General features: G+C 73.1%; 15 protein-coding genes and 1 pseudogene. 9 read left to right on the top strand and 7 right to left on the bottom strand.

Translation table 11 applies throughout. The annotated features are described in order from the left end of the window. Positions 1-30: 30 nt before the first annotated feature. Both EV562_RS13855 and EV562_RS13850 read left to right on the top strand, forming a co-directional pair. Entirely contained in the window at positions 31-1,326 is a 1,296-nt protein-coding gene (locus EV562_RS13855; RefSeq protein WP_133887111.1) for an amino acid deaminase, read from the top strand. 24 nt (positions 1,327-1,350) lie between these two features. Then, entirely contained in the window at positions 1,351-2,961 is a 1,611-nt protein-coding gene (locus tag EV562_RS13850) for a D-aminoacylase (RefSeq protein ID WP_133887110.1), read from the top strand. A 63-nt stretch (positions 2,962-3,024) separates the two neighbouring features. On the opposite strand, the gene EV562_RS13845 is transcribed toward EV562_RS13850, so the two are convergent. Beyond that, positions 3,025-3,870: a serine protease gene (locus tag EV562_RS13845; protein ID WP_133887109.1), complete on the bottom strand. Its 846-nt coding sequence runs from the start codon at positions 3,868-3,870 to the stop codon at positions 3,025-3,027. Between the two features lie 235 nt (positions 3,871-4,105). Between EV562_RS13845 and EV562_RS13840 the strand changes: the two genes are divergently transcribed. Further along, a complete protein-coding gene (locus EV562_RS13840) occupies positions 4,106-5,317 on the top strand; it encodes a pyridoxal phosphate-dependent aminotransferase (RefSeq protein ID WP_133887108.1) in 1,212 nt (403 codons plus the stop codon). A 102-nt stretch (positions 5,318-5,419) separates the two neighbouring features. After that, a complete protein-coding gene (locus EV562_RS13835; RefSeq protein ID WP_133887107.1) occupies positions 5,420-5,842 on the top strand; it encodes a hypothetical protein in 423 nt (140 codons plus the stop codon). Positions 5,843-6,432: 590 nt separating this feature from the next. On the opposite strand, the gene EV562_RS13830 is transcribed toward EV562_RS13835, so the two are convergent. Then, on the bottom strand, positions 6,433-8,262 hold the full coding sequence (locus EV562_RS13830; RefSeq protein WP_133887106.1) for a phosphoenolpyruvate carboxykinase (GTP): 1,830 nt from the start codon (positions 8,260-8,262) through the stop codon (positions 6,433-6,435). 287 nt (positions 8,263-8,549) lie between these two features. On the opposite strand from EV562_RS13830, the gene EV562_RS13825 reads away from it, so the two are divergent. The 3 genes from EV562_RS13825 to EV562_RS13815 are packed head-to-tail and all read left to right on the top strand — an operon-like array spanning position 8,550 to position 10,725. Beyond that, positions 8,550-9,254: a hemolysin III family protein gene (locus EV562_RS13825; RefSeq protein WP_133887105.1), complete on the top strand. Its 705-nt coding sequence runs from the start codon at positions 8,550-8,552 to the stop codon at positions 9,252-9,254. 45 nt (positions 9,255-9,299) lie between these two features. After that, positions 9,300-9,989, top strand: a complete 690-nt coding sequence (locus tag EV562_RS13820; protein ID WP_133887104.1) for a TetR family transcriptional regulator — start codon at positions 9,300-9,302, stop codon at positions 9,987-9,989. A 4-nt stretch (positions 9,990-9,993) separates the two neighbouring features. After that, positions 9,994-10,725, top strand: a complete 732-nt coding sequence (locus EV562_RS13815; protein ID WP_133887103.1) for a Mut7-C RNAse domain-containing protein — start codon at positions 9,994-9,996, stop codon at positions 10,723-10,725. 38 nt (positions 10,726-10,763) lie between these two features. Here EV562_RS13815 and EV562_RS13810 read toward each other — a convergent pair whose 3' ends face one another. Then, on the bottom strand, positions 10,764-12,803 hold the full coding sequence (locus tag EV562_RS13810; protein ID WP_133887102.1) for a thioredoxin domain-containing protein: 2,040 nt from the start codon (positions 12,801-12,803) through the stop codon (positions 10,764-10,766). Positions 12,804-12,933: 130 nt separating this feature from the next. Here EV562_RS13810 and EV562_RS35570 point away from each other — a divergent pair. Further along, a pseudogene (locus tag EV562_RS35570) lies at positions 12,934-13,041 on the top strand (Uma2 family endonuclease); the annotation flags it as partial. A gap of 268 nt (positions 13,042-13,309) precedes the next feature. On the opposite strand, the gene EV562_RS13800 reads toward EV562_RS35570, so the two are convergent. The 4 genes from EV562_RS13800 to EV562_RS13785 form a co-directional block, all read right to left on the bottom strand. Beyond that, complete coding sequence (locus EV562_RS13800; protein WP_133887101.1) at positions 13,310-13,813, bottom strand: nucleoside deaminase; 504 nt, start codon at positions 13,811-13,813, stop codon at positions 13,310-13,312. A gap of 244 nt (positions 13,814-14,057) precedes the next feature. Further along, on the bottom strand, positions 14,058-14,867 hold the full coding sequence (gene xdhC / locus EV562_RS13795) for a xanthine dehydrogenase accessory protein XdhC (protein ID WP_133887100.1): 810 nt from the start codon (positions 14,865-14,867) through the stop codon (positions 14,058-14,060). Position 14,868: 1 nt separating this feature from the next. Continuing rightward, entirely contained in the window at positions 14,869-17,289 is a 2,421-nt protein-coding gene (xdhB, locus tag EV562_RS13790) for a xanthine dehydrogenase molybdopterin binding subunit (RefSeq protein ID WP_133887099.1), read from the bottom strand. Further along, positions 17,286-18,785 carry an FAD binding domain-containing protein gene (locus tag EV562_RS13785; protein ID WP_133887098.1) on the bottom strand — a complete coding sequence of 500 codons (1,500 nt, stop codon included), beginning with the start codon at positions 18,783-18,785 and terminating at the stop codon, positions 17,286-17,288. The genes xdhB and EV562_RS13785 overlap by 4 nt, the downstream gene beginning before the upstream one ends. A 559-nt stretch (positions 18,786-19,344) precedes the next feature. Between EV562_RS13785 and EV562_RS13780 the strand changes: the two genes are divergently transcribed. Continuing rightward, the gene (locus tag EV562_RS13780; protein WP_166661769.1) at positions 19,345-22,617 is read left to right on the top strand and encodes a tetratricopeptide repeat protein; all 3,273 of its coding nucleotides are present in this window, start codon (positions 19,345-19,347) and stop codon (positions 22,615-22,617) included. Positions 22,618-22,642: the final 25 nt, after the last annotated feature.

Below are 22,642 nucleotides of genomic sequence, written 5' to 3'. Positions count from 1 at the left end.
AACCGCAACGCAGCAGAGCAGGGAGGCTCCATGGCCCTCGACACCGGCCCCGCCCACGGCACCGAGGCACTCGCCCGCCTGGCCGAGGAGCACGTCGACCACCGCTTCAAGGGCCTCCCGCCGGACGCGTACGGGCTGACCGTCGCCGAGCTGGCCGGACAGCGCCGCAACCTCTTCACCGACGGCTTCACCACGCCCGTGCTGGCCCTGTCCGCGGAGCGCCTGGAGCACAACCTGAAGCTCATGGAGACGTACTCCGCGCGGCACGGCCTCACCTTCGCGCCGCACGGCAAGACCTCCATGGCCCCGCAGCTCTTCCAGCGCCAGATCGAGCACGGCGCCTGGGGCATCACCCTGGCCGTGCCGCACCAGGTGCGGGTGGCGCGGGCCTTCGGCGTCCAGCGGATCTTCCTGGCCAACGAGCTGGTCGACGCCGCCGCCCTGCGCTGGGTCTCCTCGGAGCTGGACGCCGACCCGGACTTCCGCTTCGTCTGCTACGCCGACTCCGTGCGCGGGGTGGCCCTGATGGACGCGGCGCTGACGGAGGCGGGCGCCTCCCGCCCGGTGGACGTCGTGGTGGAGCTGGCCGCGGGCGAGGGCGCCCGGACCGGGGTGCGCACCGAGGCGGAGTGCGCGGCGGTCGCCGACGCGGTGGCGGGGGCGCGGACGCTGCGGCTGGCCGGTGTCGCCGGGTACGAGGGCGAGGTGCCGGACGCCGATCCGGAGAAGGTGCACGCCTGGCTGCGGCGGCTGGTGGCGCTCGCCGTCGACTTCGACAAGGCCGGGCGGTTCGAGGGGCTGGAGGAGATCGTGGTGAGCGCGGGCGGCAGCGCCTGGTTCGACGCGGTCGCCGACGTGTTCGCCGAGGTCCCCGACCTCTCCGTGCCCGTGCTCAAGCTGCTGCGCTCCGGCGCCTACGTCTCCCACGACGACGGCCACTACCGCGAGCTGACCCCCTTCAACCGGGTGCCCGAGGAGGGCGCGCTGGAGCCCGCCTTCCGCCTGTGGAGCCAGGTCGTCTCCCGCCCCTCCCCCGCGCAGGCGTTCACCAACGCGGGCAAGCGGGACGCGGCCTACGACCTCCACTTGCCCTTCGCCCAGGTCGTGCGCCGCGACGGGGTCGAGCGCCCGGCCACCGGCATCGAGGTGACCGGCCTGTCCGACCAGCACGCCTGGCTGCGCACGACGGCACAGGCGGACCTGGAGGTGGGCGACTGGCTCGGGACCGGCCTGTCACACCCCTGCACGTCCTTCGACAAGTGGCAGCTCATCCCGGTCGCCGAGGCGGACGGGACGGTCGTCGACTACATCCGCACGTTCTTCTGAGACGTCTGAGAAAGGGAGCCGGGCATGGAAGAGCTGGTCATCAGGGACGCGGACGTCGTCGACGGCTCCGGCGCCGACTCGTACCGCGCGGACGTCGTGGTCGACGGCGGCCGGATCGTGTCGATCGTGAAGGAGGCGGCGGGCGCCGGCTGCCAGCGCCCCGCGGCGCGCCGGGGGCTGGACGCCGAGGGCCTGGTCCTGGCCCCCGGCTTCATCGACATGCACGCCCACAGCGACCTGGCGCTGCTGCGGGACCCCGACCACAGCGCCAAGGCCGCGCAGGGCGTCACCCTGGAGGTCATCGGCCAGGACGGGCTGTCGTACGCGCCGGTCGACGACCGCACCCTCGGCGAGGTGCGCCGCGCGATCGCCGGGTGGAACGGCCCCGGTGACGACGTCGACTTCGACTGGCGGTCGGTCGGCGAGTACCTGGACCGGCTCGACGAGGGCATCGCGATCAACGCCGCCTACCTGATACCGCAGGGCACGGTGCGCGCCCTCGCGGTCGGCTGGGAGGACCGGGAGGCGACCGGGGCGGAGCTGGCGCACATGCGGCGCCTGGTCGCCGAGGGCCTGGAGCAGGGCGCGGTCGGCATGTCGTCGGGGCTGACGTACACGCCGGGCATGTACGCCAAGGACGCCGAGCTGACCGAGCTGTGCCGGGTGGTGGCCGAGTACGGCGGCTACTACTGCCCGCACCACCGCTCGTACGGGGCCGGGGCGCTCCAGGCGTACGAGGAGATGGTGGAGCTGACCCGGGAGGCGGGCTGCCCGCTCCACCTCGCGCACGCCACCATGAACTTCGGCGTCAACAAGGGCAGGGCCCCCGAACTGCTGACGCTGCTCGACAAGGCGCTGGCCGCCGGCGCCGACATCACGCTCGACACCTACCCGTACACCCCGGGCTGCACCACCCTCGTGGCGATGCTGCCGAGCTGGGCGAGCGAGGGCGGGCCGGAGCAGATCATGAGGCGGCTGGCGGACGACGACACCGCCGAGCGCATCCGGCACCACGTCGAGGAGATCGGCTCCGACGGCTGCCACGGCGTGCCCATGGAGTGGGACACGATCGAGATCTCCGGCACCGGCGACCCGGCACTCGGGGAGTACGTCGGCCGCACCGTCATGGAGTCGGCCGCCCTGCGCGGCGAGACGCCCTGGACGGTGGCCCGCAACCTGCTGCTGGCGGACCGGCTGGCGCCGACCATCCTCCAGCACGTCGGGCACGAGGAGAACGTCCGCGCGATCATGCGGCACCGGGTCCACACCGGCGGCTCGGACGGCATCCTCCAGGGCGCCAAGCCGCACCCGCGCGCCTACGGCACCTTCCCGCACTACCTCGGGCACTACGTGCGCGAGCTGGGCGTGCTCTCGCTGGAGGAGTGCGTCGCGCACCTCACCTCCCGCCCGGCGGCCCGGCTGCGGCTGCCGGACCGGGGGCTGGTCCGCGAGGGTCACCGGGCCGACCTGGTCCTCTTCGACCCGGCGACGGTCGCGGCGGGCAGCACTTACGACAACCCGCGCGTGCTGCCGACGGGCATCCCGTACGTGCTGGTGGACGGGCGGTTCGTGATGGAGGACGGGCGCCGCACGGACGTCCTGGCGGGCCGCTCGGTACGGCGGACGCCGCGCTGAACCACGGGGTGCCGTCCGGATCGGGCCGGCTCCGCGACCGCGGCGGGATCCGGACGGCGCTCCCTACGGCTTGGGCAGGACGCAGCCGCTGCGGGAGAGGTCGAGCTTGTTGTCGAGGCCGAAGCAGGCGGGGATGCGGTAGGTCTGCTGGGCGTAGTTGATGCCCTTGCGGACCGTGACCGTGCCGTTCTCGGCGACCTCGCAGGGGTTGTTGTCGGTGCAGCGCCCACCGTCCTCGTTGCCCGTGTTGTTGACGGCGACGACCTTGCCGGTGGCGTTGTCGACGACGGGCGATCCCGAGGTTCCCCCGATGGTCTGGCAGGCGGAGGTGTAGCGGACCGAGTCCTTCCAGGTCCACTCCCCTTCCTTGAGCCGGTAGGCGAAACCGTCGACGTTGCAGGCGTAGGTCCGCTTCCAGTAGCCGGAGACGACGGTGATCGCGGTGCCGGCCGTGGGACGGGTGTCGGAGAGCGTGAGCGGGCTGATCCCGTAGGAGCTGCGGATCTGGGCGTACGTGCTGGTGAGCTGGTAGAGCGAGACGTCCGTGTCGGTCATCGTCGCGTAGGCGATCTTGCCGGCGCGCAGGGTGCCGACGCGGCTGCCGGAGGCGTTGAGCAGCCCGAAGGAGCGGCTGGAGGGCTGGTCCACGACGACCTCGCCGGCCGCCGGGAAGCCGGTCTCCAGACAGTGGCCGTTGGACATGACCAGCGCCGGGTCGTCGTCCTCGGACGCGGGCAGGCGGACGACGGATCCGGAGCAGTTGCTGAGCGAGACGGTGCCGGCGAAGGACACGGCTCGGGCGGTCGGAGCCGCGGCCGGCGCGGGAGCCGCGGATGACGCGACCGCCGGTGCCGTGCCCACGCCGGTGAGGGCCAGGGTCGCGAGCGCGGCAAGGAGAGGCTTCTTCATGTGGGGGTCCCCTCTATGGAGGGCACCGGCCGGAGGTCTTCCGGACGGCACCCGGATTGTCATGGGCATTCTCATGACAGCGAGGGGCGTGAACAAGGGGCGCTATCCGGCCGCCCGTTGGCGCGATCCGGCCCGCCGGACACGGCGGAGGACGTGGGCGGCCACCCCGGCGCGCACGTCTCACGTGGCGGGAAACACGGCCCATGGGCCGTAACCGGGTCGTAAGCTCGCGGGCATGCAGGTGATCCAGTCGACCAAGCTCGCCAACGTCTGTTACGAGATCCGGGGCCCGGTGCTCGAGGAGGCGATGCGGCTGGAAGCGGCCGGCCACCGCATCCTGAAGCTGAACACCGGCAACCCGGCCGCCTTCGGCTTCGAGTGCCCGCCGGAGATCCTGGAGGACATCCTCCGCAACGTCTCCACGGCCCACGGCTACGGCGACGCGAAGGGTCTGCTGGCGGCGCGCCGGGCCGTGGTCATGCACAACCAGACCCTCGGCATCGAGACGGACGTCGAGCACGTCTTCATCGGCAACGGCGTCTCCGAGCTGATCGTGATGGCGATGCAGGGCCTGCTGGACGACGGCGACGAGGTCCTCGTCCCGGCGCCCGACTACCCGCTGTGGACGGCCGCCGTCTCGCTCTCCGGCGGCACCGCGGTGCACTACCGCTGCGACGAGCAGTCCGACTGGATGCCGGACCTGGCGGACGTGGAGCGGAAGATCACCGACCGCACCAAGGCGCTGGTGATCATCAATCCGAACAACCCGACGGGCGCGGTCTACGACGACGCGATGCTGCGCGGGCTGACGGACATCGCGCGCCGGCACAACCTGCTGGTCTGCTCCGACGAGATCTACGACAAGATCCTGTACGACGACGCCACGCACACCCCGACCGCCGCGATCGCCCCCGACCTGCTCACGCTCACCTTCAACGGCATGTCGAAGGCGTACCGGGTGGCCGGTTACCGGGTCGGCTGGATGTCGATCTCCGGGCCGCGCGCGCACGCCGAGTCCTACATCGAGGGCCTGACGGTCCTGGCGAACATGCGCCTGTGCGCCAACATGCCGGGCCAGCACGGCGTGGTCGCGGCGCTCAGCGGGCGGCAGACCATCAACGAGCTGGTGCTGCCCGGCGGGCGGCTGCGCGAGCAGCGGGACGCCGCACACGAGGCGCTGACCAGCATCCCGGGCGTGACCTGCGTGAAGCCGAAGGGGGCGCTGTACCTGTTCCCGCGGCTGGACCCCAAGGTCTTCAAGATCAAGGACGACCGCCGGATGGTCCTGGACCTGCTGCGCCAGGAGAAGATCATGGTCGTCCAGGGCACCGGCTTCAACTGGCCCGAGCCCGACCACTTCCGGGTGGTGACCCTGCCGACGGCCGCGGACCTGCGCGAGGCGGTGGGCCGGATCGGCACCTTCCTGGACGGGTACGGCCAGCACTGAGCCGCCGTCCGGACCCTGTTCCCGGACTTTGCCACGAACGGCGTCAACTTTAGATTGAATCCAATGTAGGATGGTTTCCTGAAGCACTCAGGAGGCCATCCCATGTACGAGCCGATCCGCAGCAAGTCGGTCCACAGCACGATGGCCGGCGGCACCACGGACTTCCCCCACCGGTCCCGGGACGAGGAACTGGACATCCAGCTCGCCGGCCATCTCGCCGCACTGCTCGCCGTCACGGACGAGCTGCGCGCACTGGCGCCCGACACCGGCCTGGACGCCGCCGCCGACCGGCTCTGCGAGCAGGTGACCCGGCTGCGGGGAGGTCAGGCGCCGGTCCGGCTGCACGTGACCGCCGGCCACCCGGAGCCGCAACCGGCGGCCCTGCACCGGCGGGCGCACACCCTGGCGGCCCGCGCCCTGGTGGTCGCCGCCTCGCGCGCCGACACGGCGGCCGCGATCCTGACCGCCGAGCGCATGGACGCCCACGCCGCGGCCCTGGAGCCGCGCGAACTCGCGTCCCGCTGAGCCTCCGGGCTCCCCCTGACGGCCCCGGTCCGCGCGCACCCGCAGCGACGCGCGGACCGGGTGCCACTCACTGCGTGGGGCTTGGCCGGGGGCGCCACGGCGCCGTAGGGCTGCTGACGGTCGGCGGCTTTCCGTCCGTTGGGGCTGGTCGCGCAGTTCCCCGCGCCCCTTCGAGGCGCGTCACCGCCGGCGTCCGTCGCCACGGCACCGTAGGGCTGCTGCCGGTCGGCGGCTTTCCGTCCGTTGGGGCTGGTCGCGCAGTTCCCCGCGCCCCTTCGAGGCGCGTCCCCGCCGGCGTCGGTCGCCACGGCGCCGTAGGGCCGCTGACGGCCGGCGGCTTTCCGTGCGGTGTGGCTGGTCGCGCAGTTCCCCGCGCCCCTTCGGGGCGCGTCTCGCTGTCGGTGTGGAGATGTCGAAGGGCCGGGTCCGGCGCACGCCTTTGTGCGGGGACCCGGCCCGTACGGGACCTCCCCCGCTCCGGGACATCGAGCTACTGGAGCGGGGCGGGGCCCCCTCGTGACCGGCCTTCGTGACGACTTCGCGGGTCAGGGCTAGTCGGACCGGCCACGGAGCTGGGGTGGGGACGGTGCTCAGCCCAGGCGCTGCACCAGGGCCCGGTACTGGTCCCACAGCTCGGTGGGCGTGTGGTCGCCGAAGGTGTTCAGGTGCTCGGGGACGAGCGCCGCCTCCTCGCGCCACACCTCCTTGTCGACGCTGAGCAGGAACTCCAGGTCCGCGTCGGCGAGGTCGAGGCCGTCGGTGTCGAGGGACTCCTTGGTCGGCAGCACGCCGATCGGGGTCTCGACGCCGTCCGCCTTGCCTTCCAGGCGCTCCACGATCCACTTCAGGACGCGGCCGTTCTCGCCGAAACCGGGCCAGACGAACCGGCCCTCGTCGTCCTTGCGGAACCAGTTGACGTAGTAGATCTTCGGCAGCTTGGACTGGTCCTTGTCCTTGGCCACGTCGACCCAGTGCCCCATGTAGTCGCCCATGTTGTAGCCGCAGAACGGCAGCATGGCGAAGGGGTCGCGGCGCAGCTCGCCGACCTTGCCCTCGGCGGCGGCGGTCTTCTCGGAGGCCACGTTGGCACCGAGGAAGACACCGTGGTTCCAGTCGAAGGACTCGGTGACCAGCGGTACGGCGGTGGCGCGGCGCCCGCCGAAGAGGATCGCCGAGATCGGCACGCCCTTCGGGTCCTCCCACTCCGGCGCGATGATCGGGCACTGGGAGGCGGGCGTGGTGAAGCGCGCGTTGGGGTGCGCGGCCGGCGTGCCCGACTCGGGCGTCCAGTCGTTGCCCTTCCAGTCGGTCAGGTGGGCCGGGGTCTCCTCCGTCATGCCCTCCCACCACACGTCGCCGTCGTCGGTGAGGGCGACGTTGGTGAAGACCGAGTTGCCCCACAGCGTCTTCATCGCGTTGGCGTTGGTGTGCTCACCGGTGCCGGGCGCGACACCGAAGAAGCCGGCCTCGGGGTTGATCGCGTACAGGCGGCCGTCCTCGCCGAAGCGCATCCAGGCGATGTCGTCGCCGATGGTCTCCACGGTCCAGCCGGAGATCGTCGGCTCCAGCATGGCGAGGTTGGTCTTGCCGCAGGCCGACGGGAAGGCGGCGGCGACGTACTTGGGCGCGCCGGTGGGCGGGGTCAGCTTCAGCACCAGCATGTGCTCGGCGAGCCAGCCCTCGTCGCGGGCCATGACGGAGGCGATGCGCAGCGCGTAGCACTTCTTGCCGAGCAGGGCGTTGCCGCCGTAGCCGGAGCCGTAGGACCAGATCTCGCGGTCCTCGGGGAAGTGCGAGATGTACTTGGTGCTGTTGCAGGGCCACGGGACGTCCGCCTCGCCCTCGGCGAGCGGCGCGCCGAGCGTGTGCACGGCCTTGACGAAGAAGCCGTCCTCGCCCAGCTCGTCCAGGACGGGCTGTCCCATGCGGGTCATGGTGCGCATGGAGACCGCGACGTAGGCGGAGTCGGTGATCTCGACGCCCAGCGCGGACAGCGGGGAGCCGAGGGGGCCCATGCAGAAGGGCACGACGTACATGGTCCGGCCGCGCATGGAACCGCGGAACAGGCCGCCCTCTCCCTGGTCACCGGTGAAGATCTCCCGCATCTCGGCGGGGTCCTTCCAGTGGTTGGTGGGGCCCGCGTCCTCCTCCTTGGCGGAGCAGATGAAGGTCCGGTCCTCGACACGCGCGACGTCGGAGGGGTCGGAGGCCGCGTAGTAGGAGTTGGGGCGCTTGATCGGGTCGAGCTTGCGGAAGGTGCCCTTCTCGACGAGCTCCCCGCACAGGCGCTCGTACTCGGCCTCGGATCCGTCGCACCAGACCACTGCGTCCGGCTGGGTCAGTTCGGCGATCTCGTTCACCCACGAGATCAGTTCCTGGTGGTCGGTGGGGACGGGGGGAGCAGCGATGTCGCGCGCCACGATTGCTCCTAAGTGAGGGGTTTTTTGCTGACAGGCCCCGTGGGGGCTGCGACCCGGATGCGTGACGTCGTCCTCTTGGGCGCTCATCCGGTGTCGACCGCACTCATTTGATCATCCGACGCGAGCGCCCATCTGTCCAGAGGGCGTCACACTTGAGCGGCGTGAGGCTCGCCACGTCCCGGAACCGGGAATGCGTCACCTCACCCCCCGTGAGATGATGGCCACTTGCCATGGGGCACCTGGCCGTACTGATGCGTAACTTACGGAACCGTAGGTACGATGCGTCCATGACTGCGTCCGTCCCCGACGCGCCCAGGGACTCGGCCGCCGCCGGCCAGGGCCCTGTAGCGCTCTCCCTTCCGCACCCGGTCAAGCCGAAGCTGCGCGGCTGGCTCCACCTCGGTATGTTCCCGGCCGTCCTCGTCGCCGGTCTGGTGCTCACCGCGCTCGCCGAATCGTCCGAGGCCCGCATCGCCTGCGGGATCTACGTCCTCACGGCCTGCCTGCTGTTCGGCGTCAGCGCGCTCTACCACCGGGGCAACTGGAGCCCGCGCATGGACGGCGTGCTGCGCCGCCTCGATCACGCCAACATCTTCCTGATCATCGCGGGCACCTACACTCCGCTCACGATGCTGCTGCTGCCCGGCGCCCAGGGCGAGTGGCTGCTGTGGGGCATCTGGGCGGCCGCTGCGGCAGGCATCGTCTTCCGGGTCTTCTGGGTCGGCGCACCGCGCTGGCTCTACACGCCCTGCTACCTCGCGATGGGCTGGGCGGCCGTCTTCTACCTGCCCGAGTTCATGCGGGCCGGCGGCATCGCCGTCCTCGTCCTGGTCATCGTGGGCGGGCTCCTCTACAGCGCGGGCGGCGTCATCTACGGCCTGAAGCGTCCCAACCCGTCCCCGCGCTGGTTCGGCTTCCACGAGGTCTTCCACTCCTTCACGCTGGCCGCCTTCATCGCGCACTACGTGGGGATCTCGCTGGTCGCGTACTAGGCGGCACGGGCTCCGAGGGGGCGGCGCATGGCCGACAATGGCCGTATGACCGGCGTACGCTCCCCCCTCTCCCCCACCGGCGGCGCGCGGCCGGGTCTGCGGGAGCGGAAGAAGGCCAAGACCCGTGCGGCGATCCGCGCCGCGGCCTACGGGCTGATCCGGCAGCAGGGGTACGAGGCGACGACGGTCGAGCAGATCGCCGGGCGCGCCGAGGTGTCCCCGTCGACCGTGCTGCGCTACTTGCCGACCAAGGAGGACATCGTCCTCACGGACGCGTACGACCCGGTCATGGCGGCGGGGCTCGCCGCCCGGCCCGCCGGAGAGCCGTGGCCGGAGTCCCTGCGGCACGTCCTGCGCGCGGTGCTCGGCGTCGGCGCCGGCGAGGAGGCCGAGCTGACCCGGCTGCGGACGCGGCTGCTGGCCGAGGTGCCCGCGGTGCGCTGCCGGATGCTGGAGAACATGTCGGCCACCGGGCGGGTGCTCGCCCGCGCCATCGCCGACCGCACCGGCCTCGCCCCGGACTCGCTGGAGGTCAGGACCGTGTCGATGTCCCTGGTCGGCGGCCTGATGGAGGTCTCGCGGTACTGGGCCGAACACGACCACGAGGAGAGCCTGGCCGAGCTGGTCGACCGCGCCCTGGACGCCCTGGAGAACGGGCTGCCCGCCCTCCGGCAAGGCCCCCGGGAGGGCCGCGGAGAAGCCCGGGGTCCCGGCCCGGACCCCGTGGCATCCTGACCGGGTGAACGGTCCCGAGATCCGCGTCGAGTTCGCCCCCGAGCTGCGTCTGTTCGTCCCCCGCGCCCGCTCCACCGGCACCGCCCTGACGGCCACCGACGGCGTCTCCACCCTCGGTCACCTCGTGGAGTCCCTCGGCGTCCCGCTGACCGAGGTCGGCGCCCTGCTCGTCGACGGCCGCGAGGCCGGGCCCGGACACGTCCCGTCGGGCGGCGAGTCGGTGCGCGTGAGGCCCGTCGAGCACCCTCAGCGGGTCCCCGGCGCTCCCCTGCGGTTCCTCCTCGACGTGCACCTCGGCACCCTCGCCCGACGGCTGCGGCTGCTCGGCGTGGACACGGCCTACGAGTCGACGGACCTCGGCGACCCGGCGCTCGCCGCGCTGTCGGCGGCCGAGAAGCGGGTCATGCTCAGCCGCGACCGGGGGCTGCTGCGCCGCCGCGAGCTGTGGGCCGGCGCCTACGTCTACAGCACCCGCCCCGACGAGCAGCTTCAGGAGATCCTGGACCGGTTCCGGCCCGCGCTGCGCCCGTGGACGCGGTGCACCGCCTGCAACGGCCTGCTCCGGGCGGCCACCAAGGAGGAGGTGGCCCAGCAGCTCAAGGGCGGAACGCAGCGGTCGTACGACGTCTTCGCCCAGTGCGCCGCGTGCGGACGCGCCTACTGGAGGGGCGCGCACCACGAGCAGCTGGAGGCGATCGTGGAGCGCGCCGTGAGCAGGAGCGCCCAGGGCCACTGAGCGGCCCGGACGGTCACCGGCGGCCGGTGCCGCCCGGCTCAGCCGTTGGGTGCGACCAGCGCGGCGCGCAGCCGCTCCGGGTCGGTGGTCGGCGCGTCGCAGGTGAAGTTCCGGCAGACGTAGGCGGCCGGCGCCCCGCCCACCAGGGGCCGGTCGGCGAGCAGCGGGAACTCGTCGCTCCCCTCGGCGCCGAAGGCCACGACCGCCCCGGGGGCCGTCCCCAGCAGCGCCGTGCGGTGCAGTCCCCGCGCGGCTCCGTCGGCCGGGCCGGCTCCGACCACGGCGACTTCCCGCGGGCCGTCGAGCAGCGCCTCGGCGGCCGCCAGTCCCCAGCCGACGAAGCGCGGGACGCGTGGGCCGAGCGTCTTCACCACGCCGAGGGCGCGCTCGGCGGCGGCCCGGTGCGGTGCGGAACCGGTGTGGGCGGCGTAGGACAGCAGGGCGGCCGCGGCGGCGCTCCAGCCGGACGGGGTGGCGTTGTCGGTCGGGTCCTGCGGGCGGCGGATCAGCTGCTCGGCGTCGGCCGCGGTGTCGTACAGCGAGCCGGACTCGTCCGCGAAGCGGGTGAGGACGTGGTCCAGCAGGAAACCGGCGAAGTCCAGCCAGACACCCTCCCCGGTGACCGACGCCAGCGCGAGGAACCCCTCGGCCACGTCGGCGTAGTCCTCCAGGACCCCGGCGTTGGCACCGGCCCTGCCGTCCTTGCTGGTGCGGGTCAGCCGCACCTGCTCGTCGAGGTGCAGCCGCACCAGCAGGTCACCGGCGGTGACGGCGGCCTCGACCAGGTCGGGGCGCTCGAAGTAGGCGCCGGTCTCGGCGAGCGCGGCGATGGCCAGCCCGTTCCAGGCGGCGACCACCTTGTCGTCCCGGCCCGGGGCGGGGCGTCCGTCCCGGGCGGCCAGCAGCCGCTCCCGGATCGACGCGACGCGCTCGGCGTCGAAGACGCCCTCCTGCTGCGGCAGTTGCAGCACGGAGGCGCCGTGCTCGAAGGTGCCCTCCTGTGTCACGCCGAAGTACCGGGCGGCCAGCTCCGCGTCCTCGGCGCCGAGGACCTCGGTGAGCTGGGCCGGCGTCCACACGTAGTACGCGCCCTCGACGTGCTTCCCGGTGCCGTCGTCACTGTCGGCGTCCAGCGCGGAGGCGAAACCGCCCTCGGCGGTGCGCAGTTCGCGGACCATGAAGTCGGCGGTCTCCAACGCCACCCGGCGGGCGAGGTCGGAGCCGGTGGCCCGCCACAGGTGAGCGTAGACCCGGCACAGCAGGGCGTTGTCGTACAGCATCTTCTCGAAGTGCGGCACGACCCACTCGCGGTCCACGGAGTACCGGGCGAAACCGCCGCCCAGCTGGTCGTAGATGCCGCCGCGCGCCATCCGCTCGCAGGTGTCGGCCGCCATCTGCAGGGCGCCCTCGGCGCCGGTGCGGGCGTGGTGGCGCAGCAGGAACTCGATCACCATGGACGGCGGGAACTTCGGCGCCCCGCCGAACCCGCCGCGCTGCTCGTCGTACTCCCGGGTGAGGCCGAGCAGTGCCTGCCCGAGCTGCTCCTCGCCGGGCGCCTCGGCGCCGCCGTAGGAGATCTCCCGCCCGGCGAGGTCCCGCACGATCTTCCCCGCGACCTCGGTGACCTCGCCGCGCCGCTCCGACCAGGCCTGGTGCACGCCCTGGAGCACCTGGCGGAAGGACGGCATGCCGTGCCGGGGCTCGGGCGGGTAGTAGGTGCCGAAGTAGAAGGGCTCGGCGTCCGGCGTGAGGAAGACGGTCATGGGCCAGCCGCCCTGCCCGGTCGCCGCCTGCACGGCCTCCATGTAGACGGCGTCCACGTCCGGCCGCTCCTCGCGGTCGACCTTGACGGACACGAAGTGGCTGTTCAGGAACGCGGCGGTCGTCTCGTCCTCGAAGGACTCGTGGGCCATGACGTGACACCAGTGGCAGGCGCTGTACCCGACGCTGAGGAGCACGGGGACGTCGCGCTCGCGCGCCTCCGCGAACGCCTCCGGCGACCACGGCCACCAGTCGACGGGATTGTCCGCGTGCTGGAGCAGGTACGGCGAGGTCTCGTTCGCAAGGCGATTCGGCATACGGCCAATCTAAGCCGTGCCCCCGCCCCTACGCGGGCCCGGCACGGCCCCTGTCCGCTTCCGGGACCCGGGCCCGCCCCGGACAGTACGCCGGGGCAGCACTGCCGAACCGCCGAGGCCCTCGAAGGAGCTGGACGGGACGGCCGTCGCGAGCCCGAGCGCCTCCGAGCGCCACAACCGGCCGGCCCGCATCCCGGCCAACGCCCTGGACGCAGCCGCGGGCCCGGACTGGAGGGCACCGAGAGGTCGTCCAGCCTCCGTAAGAGGGACGAGCACCGCCGGCTACTGGGTTCGCAGGTTCACCGTCACCCGTGGCAGGCGCTTACCCGACGCTCAGCAGGACGGGTACGCCGCCTGCGCAAGTCGGTCGCCCCTGCCCCCGTCCTCGCGCACTCGCCCCCGCACCGCCCCTGCGCCACGGTGAGCGGCGCACGGACGGGGCAGCCGCGGCCGGCCCTCGGACCGGCGCGGCCGACGGCGGGCGGCCGGTGGGCGGTGCGCCCCGGTCAGTAGTCGATGCGGTCGCTCTTGGCGATCCAGGCGTCGAACGGCTGGGTGCGGTGGGGCAGGTCGAGGTGCTCCACGGCCATCGGCCACATCTCCTGGGGCCGCTTCTCGAACAGGTCGTAGAACTTGCGGTCGTCGAAGCCGGCCACGGCGGCGTCGTGGCGGTCGGCGGCGTAGATCAGCCGGTCGACGCGCGCCCACAGGGACGAGGACAGACACATCGGGCAGGGCTCGCAGGACGTGACGAGGGTGCAGCCCTCGAGGCTGAAGGTGCCCAGTTCCTGGCAGGCGGCACGGATGGCGCTGACCTCGGCGTGCGCGGTGGGGTCGAGGCTGGAGGTGACCTTGTTGTTGGCGGTCGCGACGACGACGCCGTCCTTGGCGACGAGCGCGCCGAAGGGGCCGCCGCCGTTCGCGACGCTGGTCGTGGCCAGCTCGATGGCCTGGTCCATCCAGGCGCGCTCGTGCGCGCGGATGCCGGTCTCGACGATGTGGATAGTCATGGCGCTCCTTGGCCGGTGTGTGGGTGGACCTGCTGGCTGCAACCTGTAGAGGGAGTACACAGGTTGTCGGCCGGGACCAGCCAGAGACCGAAGGTACGAACAACCAGCAGGCTGGTACGGGCGCTTCGTAGACTCCTACAAGGGCCGCTCGGTGGCGTGGCGCGGGACCGCTCTCATGCCGAAAGGGTGCCCCGCCGGTGTGGTTCACACCGGCGGGACACCCCCTGTGGTCCCGGCGCGGAGGTCAGTCCCCCGCGGTCTCGAAGGTGCGCAGCAGGTCGGCCGCGACGCTCACGGCGATGGTCGCCGGCTCCTTGCCGGTGATGTCGGCCAGTCCGATCGGCGTCTTGATCCGGTCGATGGCGGCCTCGTCGTGGCCGCCCTCGGTGGCCAGCCGCTTGCGGAACCGCGACCACTTGGCCGCCGACCCGATCAGTCCGACGGAGCCGAGGTGTCCGGTGCGCAGGGCGGCGTCGCACAGGGCGGCGTCCTCGGCGTGGTCGTGCGTCATGATCAGGACGTGGGTGCCGGGCGGCAGCTCGGCCAGCACCTCCTCCGGCAGCAGCGGTGTGTGGTGCACGTGCACCTGCGCCACCGCGTCGGCCAGCACGCCGAGCCGCTCCTCGGACAGGAGCTCGGCGCGGCTGTCGACCAGGTGGAGGTCCAGGTCCTGGCGGGCCAGGATGCGGGCCAGTTCGAGCCCGACGTGGCCGACGCCGAAGACCGCCACCGCCCGCACCACGGGCAGCGGTTCGAGCAGGACCGCGACCGTGCCGCCGCAGCACTGCACGCCGTGCCGGTTGGTCACCTTGTCGTTCAGCGCGAAGTCCATCAGCTCGGGCTCCGGCTCGGCCGCGGTGATCATCTCCCGGGCCCGGTCGATCGCGACCGCCTCGACGTTGCCGCCGCCGATCGAACCCCACGTGCCGGTCCGCCCCACGACGAGCTTCGCACCGGCGTCGCGCGGGGCGTGGCCGCGCACGGTCGCGACGGTCACCAGCACGCCGGGTTCCCGGCGGGCCCGCAACCGCGCGACCGCGGCGATCCACGTCATGTCAGGCACCGCTCAGCGCTTCCGCGCCGCCGCGGACCCCGCCGTGGTCGGGGGCGGCTTCGCCGCGTTCCCGGCCGTCCCCTGCGGTGGCGCCCTGCCGGGCCGACTCGATCGCCCAGTACACCGCCTCCGGCGTGGCGGGCGAGGCCAGTTCGACGCTCACCCCGGCCGGGCCGAAGGCGGCGGCGGCCTGACGCAGCGCCTCGCGCACCGAGAACGCCAGCATCAGCGGGGGCTCGCCGACCGCCTTGGAGCCGTACACGGCGCCCTCTTCGGTGGCGTTCTCCAGCAGGTGGACGTTGAACTCCTCGGGCATCTCCGAGAAGCTCGGCAGCTTGTACGTGCTCGCCGCCTGGGTCAGCAGCCGGCCCCGGTTCGGGCCGTCCCCGGTGTCCCAGCGCAGGTCCTCCAGCGTCAGCCAGCCCGCGCCCTGCACGAAGCCGCCCTCGACCTGGCCGATGTCGATCATCGGGGAGAGGCTGTCGCCGACGTCGTGGACGATGTCCACCCGCCGGATGCGGTACGCGCCGGTGAAGCCGTCCACCTCCACCTCGGTCGCCGCGGCGCCGATGGCGAAGTACTTGAACGGGGTCCCCTGGAAGGACTTCGCGTCCCAGTGCAGCCCCTCGGTCCGGTAGTAGCCGGCCGCCGAGAGCTGGACCCGCTGGAAGTACGCGGTGTGCACCAGGTCGTCCCAGGCCAGCTCCGCGTCACCGCCGAGGGCGCGCGCGACGCCGTCGACGATGCGCACGTCGGAGGCGTTCGCGCCGAGCCGGCTCGCGGCCACCTGCAGCAGCCGCTCGCGCAACTGCTCGCAGGCGTCCTTGATCGCCCCGCCGTTGAGGTCCGCGCCGGAACTGGCGGCGGTGGCGGAGGTGTTGGGCACCTTGTCGGTGCGGGTCGGGGCGAGGCGCACCTTGTGCAGCGGGATGCCCAGGGTGGTCGCGGCCACCTGGAGCATCTTGGTGTGCAGGCCCTGGCCCATCTCGGTGCCGCCGTGGTTGATCAGGACGGAGCCGTCCTTGTAGATCAGCACCAGCGCGCCGCCCTGGTTGAAGGCGGTGAGGTTGAACGAGATGCCGAACTTGACGCCGGTGACCGCCAGCGCCCGCTTGGTGTGCGGGTGGGCCGCGTTGAAGGCGGCGATCTCGCGCTTGCGGTCGGCGATGCCGCCGTCGTCCCGCACCTGCTGCCAGACGGTGGCGATCCGCTCGGGCTGCGTGACCAGTTGCCCGTACGGCGTGGTCTGCCCCTGGCCCGGCCGGTAGAAGTTCCGCTCGCGCAGCTCCATCGGGTCCAGGCCGAGCCGCGGCGCGCAGCGGCCGAGGATGTCCTCGATCACCAGCATGCCCTGCGGTCCGCCGAAGCCGCGGAAGGCGGTGTTGGAGACGGTGTTGGTCCGGGCGATACGGCCGGCGACCCGCGCGTTGGGGATCCAGTACGTGTTGTCGATGTGGCACAGCGCCCGGGCGAGGACCGGCTCGGACAGGTCCAGGCTCCAGCCGCCGTCCGCGGTCAGGGTGGCCTCCAGGGCCTGGATGCGGCCCTCGGCGTCAAAGCCGATCTTCCAGCCGGCGTGGAACCCGTGCCGCTTGCCGGACATGGTCAGGTCCTGGGTCCGGTTGAGCCGGAACCGGACCGGGCGGCCGGTGAGCTTGGCGCCGAGCGCGGCGACGGCCGCGAAGCCGTGCGGCTGCATCTCCTTGCCGCCGAAGCCGCCGCCCATCCGCAGGCACTGCACGGTCACCTCGTGCGAGGGCACGCCGAGCACGTGCGCGACGATCTCCTGGGTCTCCGAGGGGTGCTGGGTGCTGCTCTGGATGAACAGCTGCCCGTTCTCGTCGACCTGGGCCAGCGCCGCGTGCGTCTCCAGGTAGAAGTGCTCCTGGCCGGAGAACTGGAACTCGCCGGTGAACACGTGCGCGGACTCGGCGAAGCCCGCGTCGACGTCGCCGTGCGTCATCACGGGGCGGGCGCCGTGGTAGCTGTCCGCCGCGATGGCGTCCTGCAGCGTGATCAGGGAGGGCAGTTCCTCCAGGTCCACCTCGACGGCCGCCGCGCCGAGCCGCGCCGCCTCCAGGGTCTCGCCGAGCACCCAGGCGACGGCGTGGCCGTGGAACATGACCTCGTCGGGGAAGAGCGGCTCGTCGTGCTTCATGCCGGCGTCGTTGACTCCGGGCACGTCGGCACCGGTCAGCACGCGGACCACGCCGGGCACGGCGAGCGCGGGGGCGGTGCGCAGCGCGGTGATCCGGCCGCGGGCCCTCATCACCTGGACCGGGTAGGCGTGCAGCACGTCCTTGGTGCGCTGGACCAGGTCGTCGGTGTAGAGCGCGGTGCCCGTGACGTGCTGGTAGGCGCTCTCGTGGGGCAGCGAGACGCCGACAACCGGCTTCTCGGGACGCTCGGACAGGTGGCTCATGACGGCACCGCCTCGGTGGTCTGGGCGTACAGCTTCAGCAGGCTCTGGCCGAGCATCGCGGAACGGTAGAGGGAACTGGCGCGATGGTCGTCCATCGGGGTGCCCTCGCCGCGCAGCACCCGGGCCGCGGCCTCGGCGGTCCCGGCCGTCCACGGCCTGCCCTCCAGGGCCGCCTCGGTGGCGAGCGCGCGGACCGGGGTGGCGGCCACGCCGCCCAGGCCGATGCGCGCCTTGCGGACGATCCCGCCGTCGACGTCCAGCGCGAAGGCGACGGCCACGCTGGAGATGTCGTCGAACCGCCGCTTGGCGATCTTGTGGAAGGCGGTGACCGGCGACAGCGGCAGCGGGACGCGCACCGCGCGGATCAGCTCCGCGGGACGGCGCACGCTCTGCCGGTAACCGGTGAAGTACTCGGCCAGCGGGACCTCCCGCTCGCCGTCGGCGTCGGCGAGCACCAGCGACGCCTCCAGCGCGAGGAGCACCGGCGGGCTGTCGCCGATGGGCGAGCCGGTACCGAGGTTGCCGCCCAGCGTGGCGCCGTTGCGGATCAGCCGGGACGCGAACTGCGGGAACAGCTGCGCCAGCAGCGGGACGGTGCCGTCGAGACGGCGTTCGATCTCGGTGAGCGTGAGGGCCGCGCCGATCTCGACGCGGTCGTCCCCGACGCGCAGTTCCCGCAGTTCGGGCAGCCGGTCGACGGCGACCACGCAGTCGGCGCGGCGGGAGCGGATGTTGACCTCCACGCCCCAGTCGGTGCTGCCGGCGACCACGACCGCGTCGGGCCGCTCGCGCAGCAGCCGCAGGGTCTCGGCCAGGGTGTCCCTGCGCACGAAGGCGCGGTCGTCCTGGCGGTACTCGGTGGCTACGGGTGCGGGCGGGGCCTCGTCGCGGCGCCGGGCCAGCGGGTCCTCGTCGGCGGGCGCGCCGACGGCGAAGGCGGCGTCGCGGATCGGCCGGTAGCCGGTGCAGCGGCACAGGTTGCCGCTGAGCGCGTGCAGGTCGAAGCCGTTCGGGCCGTGCTCGGCGTCAACGCCGTCACCGCTGCCGTCTGCCGCGTCCGCACCCGGGTCCGCACCCGGGTCCGGGTGGGCGCAGCGGTCGGGACGGTAGTACTCGCCGGCCATGCTGCAGATGAATCCCGGCGTGCAGTAGCCGCACTGGGAGCCGCCGCGGACCGCCATCTCCTCCTGCACCGGGTGCAGGGCGGGCGGGGTGCCCGGCGCCTGCACGGTGGCGAGGCCCTCCGAGGTGACGACCTCCTGGCCGTCGAGCGCCGCGACCGGGACCAGGCAGGCGTTGACCGGCACCCAGTCGGTGGGCTTGTTCACCCCGGGGCGGGCCACCAGGACCGAGCAGGCGCCGCACTCACCCTCGGCGCAGCCTTCCTTGGTGCCGGTCAGACCGCGCTCGCGCAGGAAGTCGAGGACCGTGGTGTGGGGCGCGGACGGCGCGATCGGTGCTTCTTTTCCATTGACGGTGATCCGTGCCGCTACCATGACCGACCTTCATTTCGACTCGGGACACGTCGATTCATCATGTTCGCCAATTTCAGGCAGCTTTCTTGGTTCATACGCGCCGCGCAGAAAAGGCGAGCGCACATCGGCACGCGACAACGGCGTGCCGTGAAGTGGTGAAGAGGGAGGGAACCCGGGACGTGCCGCTTCAGGGCACGGGGAACGGCGTGTCAGCAGCCGTGCGCGACCCGACCCGAAACCCACACCGTGCGGCGGGCGAGGCGACTCAGATCGGAGTTGGTGTACATCCGCCGGTCGCCTCCTCTCGGTAGTCATGGGTCTGCTTCCCTGGAAAATTAGTGGCTGCGCCCACCCGGGTCAAGAGTGGAATTCGTCGAATTTCCCGGCCGGGGAGAGGCCGCCGCACGGCCGACGGTGCCGTACGGACCCTCCTCAGGCTCTCCTCGGCGCGGGAGTCTTGACCGGCGCCGAAGCGGGGAAGGACCCGGGGACGGGCCGGGAGGGCTCTGGGACGCCCGGGGCCACCGGGGCGTCCGGGGCGGTCCCGGCGGAGGAGGGATGCCGCCGGAGGGGGCGCGACATGCGGGACAGTCATCGGGCGGAGGCCGAAGCGCTGCTCAGGCGGGCCGTGGAGGAGGAGGTACGGCGCTCGGGCGGACGCACGGACGGGAACGTGCTGCTCTCCCGGGCGCGCGCGGCACTGGACGCCATGGCGGGGACGGCAGGCGAGGAGTACGCGGCCTACACCCACGCACTCGACGAGGCCGCCGCCGGGCAGCTCACCTTCCGCCAGCGCTACGCCCGTGAGGGCGCCGGCACTCCGCTGCTGGTGGCCGCCGTGGCGGCCGTCGCCGCGGTGGTGGCCGACGTGGCGCTCGGCACCGGGACCGGCACCGCGGTGGGCGCGGGAATGACGGTCGGGGTCGTCGGCGCCGCGGCGACGGTGGTGAAGGTGGCCGGGGTCCATGTGCCGGCCGCCCATCACCGGGCCGGGGCGGCCGGCCAGCCCGGCGGTCCCGAGCAGCTGCGGCTGCAGTGGCTCACCGCGCTGGAGGTGCGCGGCATCCGGCCCTTCCTGGACCAGCAGCGGATGCTGGCCGCGTCCACCGGGCCGGCCAGGACCGGGCCGAAGCTACGGGGCGCCGACAAGAGCGCGGCCGCGCGGGGGCGCAGCGCCCTGGAGCAGTCGTTCGGGCAACTTCCCGTGGCGGACGGCCCGTTCGCGGGCCGGCGGCAGGAGATGGCGCGGCTGCGGCAGTGGGTGCAGGCGGCCCGGGCCGGCACGGAGACGAAGCCGACGGTGGTCGTGCTGCACGGTCCGCCGGGCAGCGGCCGTACGACGCTGGCGGTGCGGGCCGTCCACGAGCTGCGGGACTACTTCCGCGGGGCCTGCCTGGTCGACCTGCGCGGGAGCGGTTCCGGTGGCCCGGGAGCGGGCGGCTCCGGGGCCGACGCCGCCGGGGTCAGCGGCTCCGGGGCGGGCGGTCCCGGAGCGGGCGGCGAGTCGCCGTTGAGCACCCGGGACGCCCTGCTGCACCTGCTGAACCGGCTCGGGGCGCCGCGCGAGCAGCTGCTGTTCCGGGAGCGGTCCTCCGCCGACCAGCAGGTCAAGCGGCTCAGCGAGCTGTACCACCAGCATCTGACGGGCGTGCCGGTCACCGTCGTCCTCGACGACGCCTCGGACCCCGAGCAGGTACGGGCGCTGGTGCCGGAGCGGTCGGACAGCCTGGTGCTGGTCACCGCGCGCGAGGCGCTCAGGCTGCCGCCCGACCTGCCGGCCCGGGTGTACGACCTGCCCGTCGCGGAGCTGGACGCGGCGGGCGCGGAGGAGTTGCTGGGCGCCGCCGCCGAGGACGCCTCGGGGCCGTACGACGCCGAGGCCGGCGACCTGATCCGGCACCTGTGCGGCGGGCTGCCGCTGGCGCTGCGGATCGCCGGGTCGTCGCTGGGCCCGCGCTCACCGCGCGCGCTGGCGACCGACCTGGGCGCCTACGGTCCCGTGGAACCGGTCGAACGGGCGCTGTGGCTGCGCTACACCGACCAGTCGGAGCCGGCCCGGCGGCTGCTGCGGCGGCTGGCGCTGGCGGGACGCACCTCGCTGGGTGCAGCTGCCGCCGCCGCGCTGCTCGCCACGGACGAGACGGAGGCCACCCGGCAGCTGACGGCCCTGTCGCGGGCGGGTCTGATCGACCACGTCCGGGGCAGCCGCTACCGCCTGCACGACGTGGTGCGCGCCTTCGCCCGCGCCCGCCTCGCCGACGAGGAGGAGCCCGGCGAGCGGACGGCCGCGCAGGAACGCCTCATCGCCAACTACGCCGAGCTGGCCGACTCCGTGCTGCGCCTGGTCGACGGCAACATGTCGACCCGCTCCAACCAGTTCGGACAGTACGGCTTCACGTCCCTGGACGAGGCGCTGCGCTGGCTGGACGACGAGTCGAGCTTCATCACGGCGGCGCTGCGGCACGCCGAGGGCGTCGACCAGGGCGCGGTGCTGAACCTGCTGGGCGCGCTGTGCGACTACTGCCTGCTGCGCGGCGACCTGTACCGACTGGGGGAGATCAGCGAGCTGGCGCAGTCCGTGGACCAGGGGCTGCTGGTGCGCTCGGTGCAGTGGCGCACCGGTATCGCGGCCCGGCAGCTGGGCGAGCTGGACAAGGCGCGTACGACGCTGGCCTCCGTGGTCGACCTGTACCGGGACGCCCACCACGACGCCGGTGCGGCGCGTGCCCTGTGCTCGCTGGGGATCACGCTGCACCACCAGGGCAACCTGACCGACGCGGCGGCCAAGCTCCGGGAGGCACTGGACCTGCAGGCCGCTCCGGAGCTGGACACGGACCGGGCGTGGACGCTGCACGCGCTGGCGGCGGTCCAGCGCGACCGGGCCCGGCTGGCCGAGGCCCTGGAGCTGCTCACCGAGTCGCTGGTGCTGCACCGCGCGGGCGAGTCGTTGCACGGCCAGGCGTGGGCCCACTTCCAGCTCGGCCAGCTGCACCTGCGCAGGGGCGACGTCCCGGGCGCGGAGGCGGACCTGCGGGCGGCCCTGGAGCTGTACGGCCGCACCCAGGACGCGCGCGGGGAGGCGTGGGCGCTGACCCAGCTGGCGCGGGCCCGCCTGGTGGACGGCGACGCCTCGGAGGCGGTGGCGGAGCTGCGGCGGGCGGCGGCCCGGCACCGCGAGAACGAGGACGCCCGCGGCGAGGCGTGGACCGTGTACTACCTGGGCCAGGCCCTGGAGGAGACCGGCGACCTGGACCAGTCGGTGCGCGAGCTGGAGCGCTCCCGCACGATGTTCTCCCGGATGCGGGACGTGTACGGCCTGGCCTGCGCCCGGCACCACTCGGCCCGGGTCACCCGGGATCAGCGCGCCGCCCAGACCGGCTCGCTGCGCAACTCGGGCTTCGCCCGCCAGCTCCTGGTCGACGCGCGCGCCGACTTCCAGCGCATCGGCGTGGCGCACGGGGAGGCGTGGACGTGTCTGGAACTTGCGGTCGTGGACGCGGGCAACGCCCGTACCCCGCAGGCGCTGGCCCTGTGCGACGAGGCCGCCGCCCTCTTCGCCGGGTACGGCGACCGGCGGGGCGAGGACTGGGCCCGCTTCCTGCGCTGCACGCTGCTGCCCTACGCGGCCCCCGGCGGGGTGGAGGTCGGCACCGCGGTGGCGCAGGAGGAACTGGCCCAGCTGTCCCGCGCCCGCCACCCCGCCCGCGACTCCGAGCTGGACGACTACGTGGACGCCTACCAGCTTCTCCTGGAGCGGGGCGTGCAACTGGAGGCGGGCTGGCAGGCCTGGCGTCTGGGCATGGTCCCGGGCCGCCAGGCGAGGGAGGTGATGGGCGTGGCGGTCACGACGTGACCGCCACGACGCGGGGCTTGGTCCC

Origin of the sequence: Streptomyces sp. BK208 (assembly GCF_004364245.1) — a bacterium.
GTDB lineage: Bacteria > Actinomycetota > Actinomycetes > Streptomycetales > Streptomycetaceae > Streptomyces.
This window is presented reverse-complemented; position numbering and strand designations above follow the sequence as displayed.